This is a genomic window from Variovorax sp. GW821-FHT10D07 (assembly GCF_059415325.1).
Genome location: NZ_JBWKMZ010000007.1, coordinates 120,916 through 133,790 on the forward strand (window position 1 = coordinate 120,916; position 12,875 = coordinate 133,790).

Below are 12,875 nucleotides of genomic sequence, written 5' to 3' on the forward strand. Positions count from 1 at the left end.
AACGCACACCGGCCGAATGAATCAGCGACCGCCTCGGCGACCAAAGGTCATGGTCTCGAACACGCCATCCCTTCGCACCCAGGCATGGAGAAGCGCCGCAGCGAAGTGCAGCAAGAACAAAGCGAACAAGCAGAACGCGAGGAAGCGATGGGCGCTCCACAGGATGCTGTGCAACTCGGCACTGGGTCGGACGATGGAGGGCAGCCGCATCCCGGCCAAGGTCACGGGATAGTCCGCCGCCGACAACATGGACCATCCCAGCAAAGGCATCGCGATCATCAGCGCATAGAACGCGACATGCGACAACCTTGCCGCAAGCTTCATGGGCTCGCTCATGCTGGCAGGCAACGAAGGTGCCCCGCTGCGCCAGCGCACGATGAGACGCAGCAGCGCCAGGACAAGTATCGCAATGCCGAGCTGCTTGTGGATGCCTACCAGCACCAGGTAAGCGCGATCGATCGTGGACATCATGCCGACCCCGATGAACAACATCGCGAGGATGCCGATCGCCATGGCCCAATGGAGCACGCGCTGCAGCTTCGAGAACTTCATGCTTTGATGGCTCATGGCTTGCCTTCGGCTTGAACGCGAGGGTAGTGTTTCGACTCCGAGGTGCGTCGGTCATAAGACACCGCATAGGCGGCCGAGCGCGCTGCAGGGAACGGATCGTCGGAGGTCTGCATTCCCTCTGGCAGGACCGTGGGATCGAAGTTGATGTCGCGGCATGGTCCGTTGGCTTCGGCTTCGATCCGGGTCACCACGAGCGTGCCCGCTTCTATCTGCCGGCGGTCCTCTGGCCAAACCTTGGTGGGATCGGCGGTGGAATCGCCCGGATTGGCGAGCGTCAGTACCAGCCTCCACTTCTGCGGGGCGTCCGCGACTCGCTGAGTGATTTCCTTGAAGAGGAAATCGGGATCGCGCTTCTTCAGGTCCTCCGAAGGCACTGGAACCATGGCGGCGGTCGGAAGGAATGACCAGCGCACAGTCTGCTTTTGACCCTGTGCATTGGTCAGTACGAAACTGTTGAGGCTGTTGAAGCGATCCTCCGCGTAGGATTCGGCATAGGGCGCACTGCCCGCCCACGCGCCGAACTCGCGAAGCGAAGGGTGGCTGGCTGCGAATTGCTTGACTGCACCGGGGTCATCCTTGTTCGCACTGGCGCGCTGGAGTTCATAGAACTCCTTCGGCGTCGCGATCGGAAAGAACGGTGCGTTGATCATCGCGGTGCGCCACTCCTGCTGGTCTGGCGCCTGTATCCGAAGACTCAATCCACGTACACGACCTGTGCCATCTGCCATGGTCGGAATGGGGCCCGCAAGATTGAAGCGACCCGTGACCGGATAAGTTCCGGCCTTGAAAATTGACGCTCGTGAAACCGCGACCGCCGCGCCATTCGCCTCGAAATTTCCAGCGAAGCAAATGCCTTTCGCATGATTGCGACGGAAGCCCTTGACCGGTCCGCTTGGCGGCGCGAGCGAATCCACGATCTTGTCGGGCGTCAGGCGCGCGGGTGTGAGCCACCCGGCTGCGTAGGCGAAGGCACAGGCAACGGCTCCGACTGAAAGAGCGATCGCGGCGAGTCGGACCACGGTGGGTCGCCCGTTGGCAGCTTGATCTTGTCGGTTCTTCATCCGCTTACGCTCCCGTGCACCTGCCGGAGGCAGTGGGTGTGTCTAGAACTGTTCATCTCATGCCCTTTCAACGGGTTGGCAAGCAACCAGGCAACACGCTGGCCTGTCCGATTCGTCAGGCCTTAGTTCGAGAAGAAAAGGCTCCTGGTTACGCCGCCTTCAACGGATTCCAGGCACTGACCGGCCTTGCAGAAGTTTCGGACCGCGCCGCACATGCCTACGCAGCCGATGCCGCTGCCACAGGCGGTCTTCTGCTCGACCCCCTCATTGGCGGCAAGAGGTACTGGCGCGGCGGCGATCGAGCCCGATGCGCTAACGCGCCAGGCCGTTAGTTGATTTTCAAGCTTCGACGACGGCATCAGCGTGGCGGAGGATGTAATTCTTTAGAATAAGAACTATTCTTATTTGTCACGCCTTTCGTGCTCCCATGTCCGCCCCCCTGCCAGCCCCCGCGCTGATCGACAGCATCTACCGCGAGCACCATGGCTGGCTGCTCGGCTGGTTCCTGCGCAGGCTGAGCGGCAGCTCCCAGGCCGCGGACCTGGCACACGACACCTTCGTACGGCTCATCACCTCGCGCGAGTTGGCGCAGGTGCGCGAGCCACGCGCATTCCTGCGCACGCTCGCCCACGGTGTGATCGTCAACCACTGGCGCCGCGCCGACGTGGAGCGCGCCTGGGCGGAAGCGGTCGCCGCACAGCCCGAGCTGCTCGCCCCCTCGCCCGAGGAGCGAATGATCGCGGTGGAAATGCTGTGCCGGATCGACGCCATGCTGAACACGCTGAGCGACAAGGCGCGCAAGGCCTTCCTGCTGTCGCAGATCGACGGTCGGACCTACGCGGAGATCGCGCTCGAACTCGGCGTGTCGGATCGGATGGTCAAGAAATACATGGCCCAGGCGATGTTGCAGTGCCTTCTTCTTTCGCAAGAGCCATGACGGCGGTGTCGGCGCACCCGGAACAGCCCCGAGCGACGTTCGAACATCTGCAGCAGGCGGCGACCTGGTTTGCCCTGCTGCAGTCCGAGTCGGCCACCGCGGGCGACCGGCTGCGCTGGGAAGCGTGGCTGCGCAAGGATGGCGGTGCGCGTGCCGCGTGGCAACAGGTCGAGGCCGTGTCCCGCGACTTCTCCTCCGTGCGCCATCTCCCTGCGCGCCAGATCCTCGAAGACACGCGGGCCACGGCCACGCGCCGCCGGCGCAGCGCGCTGCGCGTGCTGGCCTTGCTGCCCGTTGCCGGCGTGGCCGGCTGGCTGCTCGAACGCGAAGTGCCCTGGAGCGCCTGGGTGGCAACGTATCGCACGCAGACCGGCGAACGCCGTGAAATCGCGCTGGAAGACGGCAGCCGGCTCTGGCTCAACACCGCTTCGGCGGTCGATGTCGACTTCACGGCAATCCATCGACGCATCCTCCTGCATGCCGGCGAAGTGCTGGTGTCCACAGGACACGACCCGGCCTGGGAGGATCGACCGCTCGTGGTCGAGGTCGCCCAGGGACGGCTCACCGCGCTGGGCACGCGCTTCACCGTGCAGGGCGACGGCAACGCTGCCGACGCGGCACTCGTCACGGTCTTCGAAGGCGCGGTGCGCGTCCAGCCCGCCCGGGGCGGGCCATCGCTCACGCTGCGCGCCAATGAACACACCCGGCTGTTCGTCGACCGCGTCGAAGCACCGGCGGCCGCGGACGCGGGAAGCGACAGCTGGACACGCGGCCAGCTTGTCGCCAACGACATGCGTCTGGGCGACTTCATCGATGCGCTGGCCCGCCACCGGCGCGGCCACCTCGCCTGCGCCCCGGCCGTTCGCGACCTGCGGATCGTGGGCAGCTATCCGCTGGCCGACACCGACCGCATCCTCGCGGCGCTCCAAGCCACCCTCCCGGTACGGGTGAACCGCGTGCTGCCATGGTGGGTGACCATCGAGCCCGCGCAGGGCCCCGACAACCGCCACTGAAAAAAGATTCGCGGCGCAGGTTCCCCTTTTGCGACCGTCGCGTGGCAAGGAAGGTACCAACCCTTCCATTTGCTCAAAGCCTCCATGCGCGACCTCTCGATTCCCTCCCTCCATGGCGTGCGCCCCGCACGAGCGCCCCGCTCGCGCCTGCGTCGCACCACCCTCGCGGCGCGTGCGCTGGGCACGGCGCTCGCCATCCTGCCCGCCGCCGTCGTCCTGCATGCCAACCCGGCGCTCGCCCAGTCGCCCGCGGAGCAGGCCGCGCGCGACTACGCCCTCGCACCCGGCCCGCTGGCCGGCGTTCTCACGCAGCTCGCCAGCCAGTCGGGCATCCTGCTGTCGGTCGATGCATCCCTCACCGCCGGGCTCGACAGTCCCGGCCTGCGCGGACGCTTCACCTTGCAGGAAGCGCTCGCAACGGCCCTCCAGGGCAGCGGCCTGCGGGCGACTCGCACGGGCGACAACATCTACTCCCTGCAGCGCGATGCGTCGCGCCCCGCCAGCCCGTCGGCAGCGGGCCAGCCATCGGCCGGGTCGCTGCCGGCGATCGTCGTGGAGCCCCAAGCGAACCGGGAGACCGGCACCGGCCCGGTGTCCGGCTTCATCGCGCGGCGCAGCGTCTCGGGCACCAAGACCGACACGCCCCTGATGGAGACGCCGCAGTCCGTCTCCGTCGTGACGCGCGACCAGATGGACGCGCAGGGCGCGACCACGCTGGTCGAGAGCCTTCGCTACACGCCGGGCATCGTCGCCCAATACGGCAACACCGACCTGCGCCTGGACTGGCTCACCTTGCGGGGCTTCACGCCGCCCGCGCGCTACCTCGACAACCTGCGCCTGCCTTTCGGCGCACGCGGCTACTCGCAGCCGCGCATCGAGCCCTGGGGACTGGAACGCGTCGAAGTCGTCAAGGGCCCGTCGTCGGTGCTCTACGGCCAGGCGACGCCCGGCGGGCTGGTGAACATGGTCAGCAAGCGCCCGACGCTCGAGCCGGTGCGCGAGGTCGAGCTGCAGTTCGGCAGCCACGACCGGCGCCAGGCGGCGCTCGATCTAGGCGGTGCCATCGATGCCGATGGCATCTGGAGCTACCGGCTGGTCGCGCTGCACCGGGAGGCCAACACCTCCTACGACCACGTTTCCGAACGCAAGACCTACTTCGCCCCGTCGCTGACCTTCCGCCCTTCCAGCGCAACACGCCTCACGGTGCTCGGCCAGTGGCAGTCGCTCGACTCTCCCGGCGGCGGCGGCGCGCCGGCACTGCCCGCCGCGGGCACCCTCGACACCAGTCGCTACGCAGCTCTGCCCACGCGCACCTTCGTCGGCGAGCCAAGCTACGACCGCTTCAGCAACCGGCAGCGCTTCGTGGGCTATGAATTCGAACACCGCTTCAACGACACCTTCACCGTGCGCCAGAACCTGCGCTACGGCAAGGTCGACGCGTACACCCAACGCATTCAGGCCGTCTGCCTGGCGGCCTGCAACCCGTCGTCGCTGCTGCGCTACGCCTGGGCCTTTCCAGAAGAAGCCAGCCTGCTGACCGCCGACACGCAGCTGCAGGCGGATTTCGTCACCGGCGCGTTGCGGCACACGCTGCTCGCCGGCGTGGACTTCTCCAATGAGAAGTCCGCGTTCGACGAGACCAACCTGCGCATCATCACGCGGCCCTTCAACGCCTACCTCCCGGTCTTCGGCACCGATTCCGGCAGCGTGCCCAGCGTCGCGACCCATATCGACCAGAAGCGCCGCCAGACCGGCTTCTACCTGCAGGACCAGATCCACCTGGACCGCTGGAGCCTCGTGCTGGCCGGCCGCTACGACAAGGCCGACACCGACACCCGCACGCTGACGACCGCGACGGCGCGCATGGCACGCGTCGACCAGCACGACGACAAGTTCACCGGGCGCGCCGCGCTCATGTACAACTTCGACGGTGGCTTCGCGCCCTACCTGAGCTACAGCACCTCGTTCCAGCCGGCCGCCGGCACCGACCGGCAGGGCAACCCCTTCGAGCCCACCACGGGCCGGCAGATCGAGGCCGGTCTGAAGTACCAACCGGCCGGATCCAAGGCCATGGTGACGGCGGCCGTCTATGAGCTGACGCAACGCAATGTGTTGACGCCGGATCCACTGAGCCGATCGTTCAGCGAGCAGACCGGCGAGGTGCGTGTGCGCGGCCTCGAGCTGGAAGCCAAGGCACCGCTGGCGCGCGGCCTCGATGTGATCGCCTCCTATGCCTACACCGACAGCCGGGTCACGCGTGCCAACGCCAACGCGTCGGGCGCCAGCACCCTGGGCAAGCGCTTCCCCTATGTGCCCGAGCACCAGGCGGCGCTGTGGCTGGACTACGCTTTTCCGATGGACATCGCGCCCGGGCTGTCGCTGGGCGCGGGCGTGCGCCGCATCAGCACCACCTACGGCGATGCCGCGAACCAGTTCCGCGTGCCCGGTGTGACCCTCATGGATGCGGCCCTGCGCTGGGACCTCGGGCGCTGGCGTCCGGCACTCAAGGGCCTGCGCCTGGCGCTGAACGTGTCCAACCTGGCGGACAAGACCTATGTGGCGACCTGCCTGTCGTCGACGGGCTGCTACTACGGCGAGCGTCGCAGTGTCTATGTGACCGCCGGGTACAGCTGGTAGCGCGGCCATCGAGTGTCAAGTGTCTCAGCGCATCAGCGCCAGCCGTTTTCACCCGTCCCATGACCCCGGTTTTGCCTGTGAAGCGCCCGCCGGCGACAGCCGGCCGTAAGTCGACAGGTAACGCCACCCGACGAGGGCCGCGGCCAGCCCCGACAGCGCCGCCACACCCATCGCCCAACGCGCCCCGAACGTGTCGGCCACCCAACCGACCAGGGGCGCACCCATCGGCGTGCAACCGAGCACGATGGCCAGCAGGATCGCCAGCACGCGCCCTCGCATGGCGGGCTCGGTCGACAGTTGCACCCAACTGTTGACCGTGGTGGTGAAGGTCTGCGCGGCCACACCCACCACGATCAGCGCCATGCCGAAGAGCCAATAGCCGGGCATCAGCGCGGCCAGCGCGCAGCCCACGCCGAAAACGGACGCCCCCACCACGAGCACGCCCATGCGCGGCTTGTCGCGCCGCGCGGCAAGCAGCGCGCCAACGACTGACCCGATGGCCATGATCGAAGACAGCAGGCCGTACTGGTGAGCGCCCGCATGAAAGACGGTGACCGACATCGTGGAGATGAAGATCGGAAAGTTCAGGCCGAAGGTGCCGATCAGAAAGAGCATGAACAGCACGGCCTTCAGGTCGGGGCGTCGCCAAACGTAGCGGAAGCCCTCGAGAAAACTGCCGCGGGTGCGCACTGCGCGCTGGCGCAGGTAAAGCTCGTGCACGCGCAGCATCTTCATCGCGCCGATCACGGCGACATAGGAGGCCGCGTTGATCACGAAGACCCAGCCCGTACCGACCGCGGCGATGAGCGTGCCTGCAACCGCCGGGCCGATCATGCGCGCGGCATTGAATGACGTGGAGTTGAGCGCCACTGCATTCTGCAGGTCGATCTCGGTGACCAGCTCCGACACGAAGGTCTGGCGCGCCGGCGCATCGAAGGCAGCCACGCACCCCAGCAGCAGCGCGAACACATACACGTGCCACAGCTGCACGAGGCCGGTGAGTGTCAGCAGACCCAACCCCAGCGCCAGCGCGCCCATGGTGGCCTGCGTGACCATGAGCAGCTTGCGCCGGTCGAGATGGTCGGCCGCCCAGCCGGTGAGCGGCAGCAGCAGCAATTGCGGGCCGAACTGCAGCGCCATCACGATGCCGACCGCGGTGGCGTTGTGGCGCGTGAGCTGCGTGAGCACGATCCAGTCCTGCGCGGTGCGCTGCATCCAGGTGCCCACGTTGGACACCGCCGCGCCGCCGGCCCACACACGGTAGTTGTAGCCCCTGAGCGAACGGAAAGTGCTGCTGCTCACCGAGCGAGCAGGTCGATGATTTCCTGCGTGGTGCCGGTTTCGCCCAGGCGCGGAAAGATGCGAGTGATGCTGTTGGCGTGAGCGTCGGCGTTCATGTCGGTCATGGCGTCGATGCCAAGCGTGACGTTGAAACCCAGTTCGTAGGCTTGGCGTGCGGTCGACTCCACGCCGATGCTGGTGGCGATGCCGACGATCACGACCTGCGTGACGCCCAGCGCCTTCAGGTGCGATTCGAGCCCGGTGTTCGTGAAGGCACCCCACGTGTACTTGGTGACCAGGTGGTCCTGGGGCTGGCGGTCGAGTTCGACGGCCAATTCAGCCCAGTCGGCGGGCAGTTCGCCGCCGGGGCGTTGCTGCTGGGTGCGGCCCTTGGCACCGCCTGCCACGTTGACGAGCACCACGGGCAGGGCGCGTTGGCGGAAGGCAGACGCCAGGGCACTGGCGCGCCGCACGATCTCGCCGGTGGCATGCGCGACGGGCAGCGCGAGGATGCCCTTTTGCAGGTCGATGACGATGAGGGCGGTTCGAGGATCGAGGGTGGTGACGGGCATGGTGGGTTGGCTTTCAATCTTCGGCGAGGCGTTTGAAGAGTTCGATGGATGCCGCGAGCGTTTCCTGCTCACGCGGGGCGAGCCTGGTCTGGATGACCTGGAACAGCCAGTCCTCGCGCGCGGCGCGGGCGTCCTTGATCCATTTGCGAAAGACCGGCGTGACCGACCAGATGGTCTGGCGCCCATCGGCCGGGTCGGGCGCGCCGCTGACAAGTCCCGCCCCTTGCAGCGCGGCCACGGTCGCGCCCATGGATTGAGGGCGCACGCCCACCGTACGCGCAAGGGTCGTGACCGTCGCCGGACCTTCGCGCTCGAGATGCAGCAGCACGGTCTTCTGGGAACCCGTGAGATCGCCGGCATGCGACTGCTCGCGCAGTCGCCGGTTGAGCTTGGCCATCAGCATGCGCAGTTCCGCGGCCAGCGCGTGCGCCCGCAGATCGTGAGGGGCGCCGGCTGACTTGTTCATGGCGCAATGCTATTCGACGCAAAGGAAAACTACAAAGGTTTCCTTCGTAGTTTTCTTAGCCGTGAATGAGCGATCGAGTCCCTGCAAGGCGACCGAGCGGCCATGGCTTCAATCGATGAAGGCCGCCAGCTCCTCGGGTGATCCCGAAGGAAATGCCTCCTTGAGGAAATCCAGGAACGCCGACACGCGCGCACTCAGGAGCCGGCGAGACGGATACAGCGCCCACAGCTCGATCCCGGGGCCCTCGACATCGCCCCACAGCTTCAGCTTTCCCGTGCGCAGGTCATGCGTGACCAACGACAGCGGCAGCCGCGCGGCGCCGACGCCCGCCCTGGCGGCATCGCGGACCATGAACAACGAGGACAGGCGCAGCACGGGATCCACGGCGAAGCGCTTCGTCCCGGATCGACCGCCCATCTCCCAGGTCGTGGTCTGCTCCCCCGTGCCGCCTTCGCGCAGCACGGCTGGCACCGGCGCCTTGCCCGCCGGCCGCGTGAGCTTCGGGCTCGCGACCACCACGAGCCGGTCCCTGAGAAAGACGCGTCCCACCAGCTGGGCATCGGGGTCCGGATTCACCCGGATCACCACGTCATAGCCCTCCTCGACCATGTCGACGGCCCGGTCCTCGGTCGTGACCTCGAGCCGGACCTCGCCATGCTTCAGCGCGAATCGCGCGGCGAGCTTGCCCATCGCGGCTTGCGAGAACAGCAGCGGCGCGCTCACCCTCAACCTGCCGCGCGGTGCATGGCCGCCCGACGCGATCTCCGCGGCGGCTTCGTCGATTTCGGTGAGCAGCACGCTGGTTCGCTCGTAGAGGGCACGGCCTTCCTCGGTGAGCTTCAGGGTGCGCGCGCCGCGCTCCAGCAGGCGCAGGCCGAGCTCGCTTTCGAGGTCCGCGACCCGGCGCGACAGCGTCGCCTTGGGCCGGCCGGATTCGCGGGCCGCACGCCCGAAGCCCCCGTGGCGCGCCACGAGGTTGAAGTCGGCAAGGGCGAGGAAGTCCATGTTTTGAAGTGTTCCAACAATGAGACGAGGTGTCCAAATATACGGGCTATCGGCTCATCGATGGAACTCGGAAGATCAAGGCTCCTTCAATCAACCGGAGCCATTCCATGACCATCCTCATCACCGGCGCGAGCGGCCACATCGGCCGCCAGGTCGTCCAGCAACTCGCCAACCGCGGCGCCACGGTGCGAGCACTCGTTCGCGATCCATCGAAAGTTGCGTTCCCCGCGGGCGTGGAGGTCGCGCAGGGCGACCTGCTCGACGTGGACGCGATGCGCCGCGCCCTGGCGGGCGTCTCCAGCCTGTTCCTGCTCAACGGCGTCGTGCCCGACGAGTTCACGCAGGCCCTGGTCGCGCTCAACCTGGCGCGCGAGACGGGGATCGAGCGCGTCGTCTACCTGTCTGTGATCCACGGCGACACCTACGTGAACGTCCCGCATTTCGCGGGCAAGTTCGCGGTGGAACGGATGCTCGAGCAAATGGGCTTCGGCGCCACCATCCTGCGGCCGGCCTACTTCATGCAGAACGACCTGACGATCAAGGACGTGGTGCTCGGGCACGGCGTCTACCCGATGCCGATCGGCGGCAGGGGTCTGGCGATGATCGACACGCGCGACATCGCGGAGATCGCCGCCATCGAACTGATCCAGCGCGAGGTGTCCGCACCGCGCGCGCTCGAGCGCATCAACCTCGTCGGGCCCGACACGCTGACCGGCCACGACATCGCCGGCATCTGGTCGGATGTGCTGGACCGCCCGATCGCCTACGGCGGCGACGACACCGCCGGCTTCGAGAAGAACCTGCTGAACTTCATGCCGGGCTGGATGGCCTACGACATGCGTCTCATGAGCGAACGCTTCCTGTCGGACGGAATGATCCCGCAGGCCGACGACGTGCAGAGGCTCGTGGCGCTGCTGGGGCGGCCGCTGCGCTCGTACCGCGATTTCGCATCCGGCCTCGCCGCCGCGGCCTGAGCACCGGATCCACCAACAAGAACCAAGGACGCACCGTCATGATCTACTCATCCGCCACGGTCGCCGTGAACCCGCACGGCGAAACCCCACTCACGCGCGAGCAGGCCTGGAGAGGCCTCGAGCTGAAGGCGCGCGACGCGCGCCTGTTTCTCCCACCCGGCCTGTGCACGCGTTGCGATGTCGTCGAGCAGGGGGCGACCCACTTCGTACGCGAAGCCACGATCGCCGGCGCCGACCTGCGCGAGATCATCGCCCTGGAGCCGCAGCGCAAGGTCACCTTCTTCCAGGCGAGCGGTCCGCGCGAGGGCGCGATCGTCAACGAGTTGTTCGAGGACGAGGCCGGTGAGTTGCAGCTGCGCTTCTATTGCTACATCGGGCTGCGCGGCAAGACGCCGAACGGCCCCGAGGAACAAGCCGAGCAGGCGATGTTCGACAGCGCGGAGGGTTACCGCAGCGCGCTGTCGTCGACCCTGAAACGCACGCGCGAACTGCTCGCCCAAGGCCGGCTGTGAGGACGATCCGTGAACAGGCATCACCCTTGAAGGCAGGGACGTCGTTGTCAGCGCGGCGGACACGCCACACGCGCTATTCGACCGCCTTGCCCATCTCCTCGACCACCTTCTTGGCATCACCGAACACCATCATGGTCTTGTCCATGTAGAACAGCTCGTTGTCCAGGCCGGCGTAGCCCGCGGCCATGGAGCGCTTGTTGACGATCACCGTCTTGGCCTTGTAGGCCTCCAGGATCGGCATGCCGTAGATCGGGCTGCCCTTGGTGTGCGCGGCCGGGTTCACCACGTCGTTGGCGCCCAGGATGATCGCCACGTCGGCCTGGCCAAACTCGCCGTTGATGTCCTCCATCTCGAACACCTGGTCGTACGGCACCTCGGCCTCCGCCAGCAACACGTTCATGTGCCCCGGCATGCGCCCGGCCACCGGATGGATCGCGTACTTCACCGTGATGCCCTTCTCGGTGAGCTTGGCCGCGAGCTCCTTGACCGCATGCTGCGCACGGGCGACGGCCAGGCCGTAGCCCGGCACGATCACCACCGTCTCGGCATTGCCCAGCACGAAGGCCGCGTCGTCGGCGCTGCCGCTCTTCACGGGGCGCTGCTCCTTCGCGCCGCCCGTGGCCGCGGCCGCGTCGCCGCCGAAGCCGCCCAGGATCACGTTGAAGAACGAGCGGTTCATCGCCTTGCACATGATGTAGCTCAGGATCGCGCCCGAGCTGCCCACGAGGCTGCCCGCCACGATCAGCATCGCGTTGTTCAGGCTGAAGCCGATGCCCGCGGCCGCCCAGCCCGAGTAGCTGTTGAGCATCGACACCACCACCGGCATGTCCGCGCCACCGATCGGGATGATGATCAGCACGCCCATCACGAAGGCCAGCGCGAGCATCGCGAAGAAGGCGGTCCAGTTCTCGGTCGCCATGAACACCAGCCCCAGGCCCACGGTCGCCAGGCCCAGCACGAGGTTGAGCATGTGCTGGCCCGCGAACTGCACCGGCGCGCCCTGGAACAGGCGGAACTTGTACTTGCCCGAGAGCTTGCCGAAGGCGATCACCGAGCCGCTGAAGGTGATGGCACCAATGGCCGCGCCCAGGAACAGCTCCAGGCGGTTGCCCGCGGGGATCGGATCGCCCTTGAGCGCGATGTTGAAGGCATGCGGCTCGGCCACGGCGGCCACCGCGATGAACACGGCCGCCAGGCCGATCATGCTGTGCATGAAGGCCACGAGCTCGGGCATCTTGGTCATCTCGACCTTGTTGGCCATGTAGGCCCCGAGGCCCCCGCCCACGACCAGCGCGACCAGCACGTAGGCCAGGCCCTCGAGGTTGCCGCTGGCGAGCTTGTAGATCAGCGCGCCGGTGGTCAGCACGGCGATCGCCATGCCGGTCATGCCGAAGACGTTGCCGCGGATCGAGGTGGTGGGATGACTCAGGCCCTTGAGCGCCTGGATGAAGCAGATGCTGGCCAGCAGGTACAGCAGGGTGACGAGGTTCATGCTCACTTGGAAGCTCCCTCGGCGGCTGCGGGCGCGGCCTTGCGCTCCTTCTTCTTGAACATCTCCAGCATGCGCCGCGTGACCAGGAAGCCGCCGAAGACGTTGACCGCCGCCAGCGCGACGGCCAGCACGCCCATGGTCTTGCCCAGGCCGGTCTCGGTGAGTGCCGCGGCCAGCATGGCGCCCACGATGACGATCGCCGAGATGGCGTTGGTCACGGCCATCAGCGGCGTGTGCAGCGCGGGCGTGACGGTCCACACGACGTGGTAGCCCACGTAGATGGCCAGCACGAAGATGATGAGGTTGATGACGGTGTGAGAGACGATGTCCATGATTTCTTCTCCTCGCGTGTTCG

The 12,875-nt window shown here is 66.9% G+C and carries 13 protein-coding genes; 5 read left to right on the plus strand and 8 right to left on the minus strand.

The genetic code is table 11. The annotated features are described in order from the left end of the window. Positions 1-21: 21 nt before the first annotated feature. The gene (locus AC07PU_RS21060) at positions 22-567 is read right to left on the minus strand and encodes a cytochrome b (protein ID WP_495320172.1); all 546 of its coding nucleotides are present in this window, start codon (positions 565-567) and stop codon (positions 22-24) included. Next, positions 564-1,631 carry a catalase family peroxidase gene (locus AC07PU_RS21065; protein WP_495320174.1) on the minus strand — a complete coding sequence of 356 codons (1,068 nt, stop codon included), beginning with the start codon at positions 1,629-1,631 and terminating at the stop codon, positions 564-566. Before AC07PU_RS21065 ends, AC07PU_RS21060 begins: the two co-directional genes overlap by 4 nt. Positions 1,632-2,058: 427 nt before the next feature. Here AC07PU_RS21065 and AC07PU_RS21070 point away from each other — a divergent pair, with 427 nt between their 5' ends. The 3 genes from AC07PU_RS21070 to AC07PU_RS21080 all read left to right on the plus strand — a co-directional run bounded on the left by AC07PU_RS21070 (position 2,059) and on the right by AC07PU_RS21080 (position 6,218). Next, a complete protein-coding gene (locus AC07PU_RS21070; protein WP_495320176.1) occupies positions 2,059-2,568 on the plus strand; it encodes a sigma-70 family RNA polymerase sigma factor in 510 nt (169 codons plus the stop codon). Beyond that, positions 2,565-3,581, plus strand: coding sequence for a FecR domain-containing protein (locus tag AC07PU_RS21075; RefSeq protein ID WP_495320178.1), 1,017 nt, complete (start codon positions 2,565-2,567; stop codon positions 3,579-3,581). The genes AC07PU_RS21070 and AC07PU_RS21075 overlap by 4 nt, the downstream gene beginning before the upstream one ends. Positions 3,582-3,665: 84 nt before the next feature. Further along, positions 3,666-6,218, plus strand: coding sequence for a TonB-dependent siderophore receptor (locus tag AC07PU_RS21080; RefSeq protein WP_495320180.1), 2,553 nt, complete (start codon positions 3,666-3,668; stop codon positions 6,216-6,218). Positions 6,219-6,266: 48 nt separating this feature from the next. Here AC07PU_RS21080 and AC07PU_RS21085 read toward each other — a convergent pair whose 3' ends face one another. The 4 genes from AC07PU_RS21085 to AC07PU_RS21100 form a co-directional block, all read right to left on the minus strand. Beyond that, the gene (locus AC07PU_RS21085; protein ID WP_495320182.1) at positions 6,267-7,520 is read right to left on the minus strand and encodes an MFS transporter; all 1,254 of its coding nucleotides are present in this window, start codon (positions 7,518-7,520) and stop codon (positions 6,267-6,269) included. Beyond that, positions 7,517-8,071, minus strand: a complete 555-nt coding sequence (locus AC07PU_RS21090; RefSeq protein ID WP_495320184.1) for an isochorismatase family protein — start codon at positions 8,069-8,071, stop codon at positions 7,517-7,519. Before AC07PU_RS21090 ends, AC07PU_RS21085 begins: the two co-directional genes overlap by 4 nt. Positions 8,072-8,084: 13 nt before the next feature. Beyond that, entirely contained in the window at positions 8,085-8,537 is a 453-nt protein-coding gene (locus AC07PU_RS21095) for a MarR family winged helix-turn-helix transcriptional regulator (protein WP_495320186.1), read from the minus strand. A gap of 108 nt (positions 8,538-8,645) precedes the next feature. Continuing rightward, positions 8,646-9,542: a LysR family transcriptional regulator gene (locus tag AC07PU_RS21100; protein WP_495320188.1), complete on the minus strand. Its 897-nt coding sequence runs from the start codon at positions 9,540-9,542 to the stop codon at positions 8,646-8,648. 107 nt (positions 9,543-9,649) lie between these two features. On the opposite strand from AC07PU_RS21100, the gene AC07PU_RS21105 reads away from it, so the two are divergent. Then, entirely contained in the window at positions 9,650-10,516 is an 867-nt protein-coding gene (locus AC07PU_RS21105; RefSeq protein ID WP_495320190.1) for an SDR family oxidoreductase, read from the plus strand. Positions 10,517-10,554: 38 nt separating this feature from the next. Beyond that, the gene (locus AC07PU_RS21110) at positions 10,555-11,028 is read left to right on the plus strand and encodes an AtaL-like protein (RefSeq protein ID WP_495320192.1); all 474 of its coding nucleotides are present in this window, start codon (positions 10,555-10,557) and stop codon (positions 11,026-11,028) included. A 73-nt stretch (positions 11,029-11,101) separates the two neighbouring features. On the opposite strand, the gene AC07PU_RS21115 is transcribed toward AC07PU_RS21110, so the two are convergent. Then, the gene (locus AC07PU_RS21115; RefSeq protein WP_495320194.1) at positions 11,102-12,526 is read right to left on the minus strand and encodes an NAD(P)(+) transhydrogenase (Re/Si-specific) subunit beta; all 1,425 of its coding nucleotides are present in this window, start codon (positions 12,524-12,526) and stop codon (positions 11,102-11,104) included. Beyond that, a complete protein-coding gene (locus AC07PU_RS21120) occupies positions 12,523-12,852 on the minus strand; it encodes an NAD(P) transhydrogenase subunit alpha part 2 (RefSeq protein WP_093350473.1) in 330 nt (109 codons plus the stop codon). Before AC07PU_RS21120 ends, AC07PU_RS21115 begins: the two co-directional genes overlap by 4 nt. Between the last annotated feature and the right edge of the window lie 23 nt (positions 12,853-12,875).

Excerpts from the sequence above, each read along its gene's own strand:
- AC07PU_RS21060 (WP_495320172.1), bottom strand. The coding sequence starts at position 567 with ATGAGCCATCAAAGCATGAAGTTCTCGAAGCTGCAGCGCGTGCTCCAT.
- AC07PU_RS21065 (WP_495320174.1), bottom strand. The coding sequence starts at position 1,631 with ATGAAGAACCGACAAGATCAAGCTGCCAACGGGCGACCCACCGTGGTC.
- AC07PU_RS21070 (WP_495320176.1), top strand. The coding sequence starts at position 2,059 with ATGTCCGCCCCCCTGCCAGCCCCCGCGCTGATCGACAGCATCTACCGC.
- AC07PU_RS21075 (WP_495320178.1), top strand. The coding sequence starts at position 2,565 with ATGACGGCGGTGTCGGCGCACCCGGAACAGCCCCGAGCGACGTTCGAA.
- AC07PU_RS21080 (WP_495320180.1), top strand. The coding sequence starts at position 3,666 with ATGCGCGACCTCTCGATTCCCTCCCTCCATGGCGTGCGCCCCGCACGA.
- AC07PU_RS21090 (WP_495320184.1), bottom strand. The coding sequence starts at position 8,071 with ATGCCCGTCACCACCCTCGATCCTCGAACCGCCCTCATCGTCATCGAC.
- AC07PU_RS21095 (WP_495320186.1), bottom strand. The coding sequence starts at position 8,537 with ATGAACAAGTCAGCCGGCGCCCCTCACGATCTGCGGGCGCACGCGCTG.
- AC07PU_RS21100 (WP_495320188.1), bottom strand. The coding sequence starts at position 9,542 with ATGGACTTCCTCGCCCTTGCCGACTTCAACCTCGTGGCGCGCCACGGG.
- AC07PU_RS21105 (WP_495320190.1), top strand. The coding sequence starts at position 9,650 with ATGACCATCCTCATCACCGGCGCGAGCGGCCACATCGGCCGCCAGGTC.
- AC07PU_RS21110 (WP_495320192.1), top strand. The coding sequence starts at position 10,555 with ATGATCTACTCATCCGCCACGGTCGCCGTGAACCCGCACGGCGAAACC.
- AC07PU_RS21120 (WP_093350473.1), bottom strand. The coding sequence starts at position 12,852 with ATGGACATCGTCTCTCACACCGTCATCAACCTCATCATCTTCGTGCTG.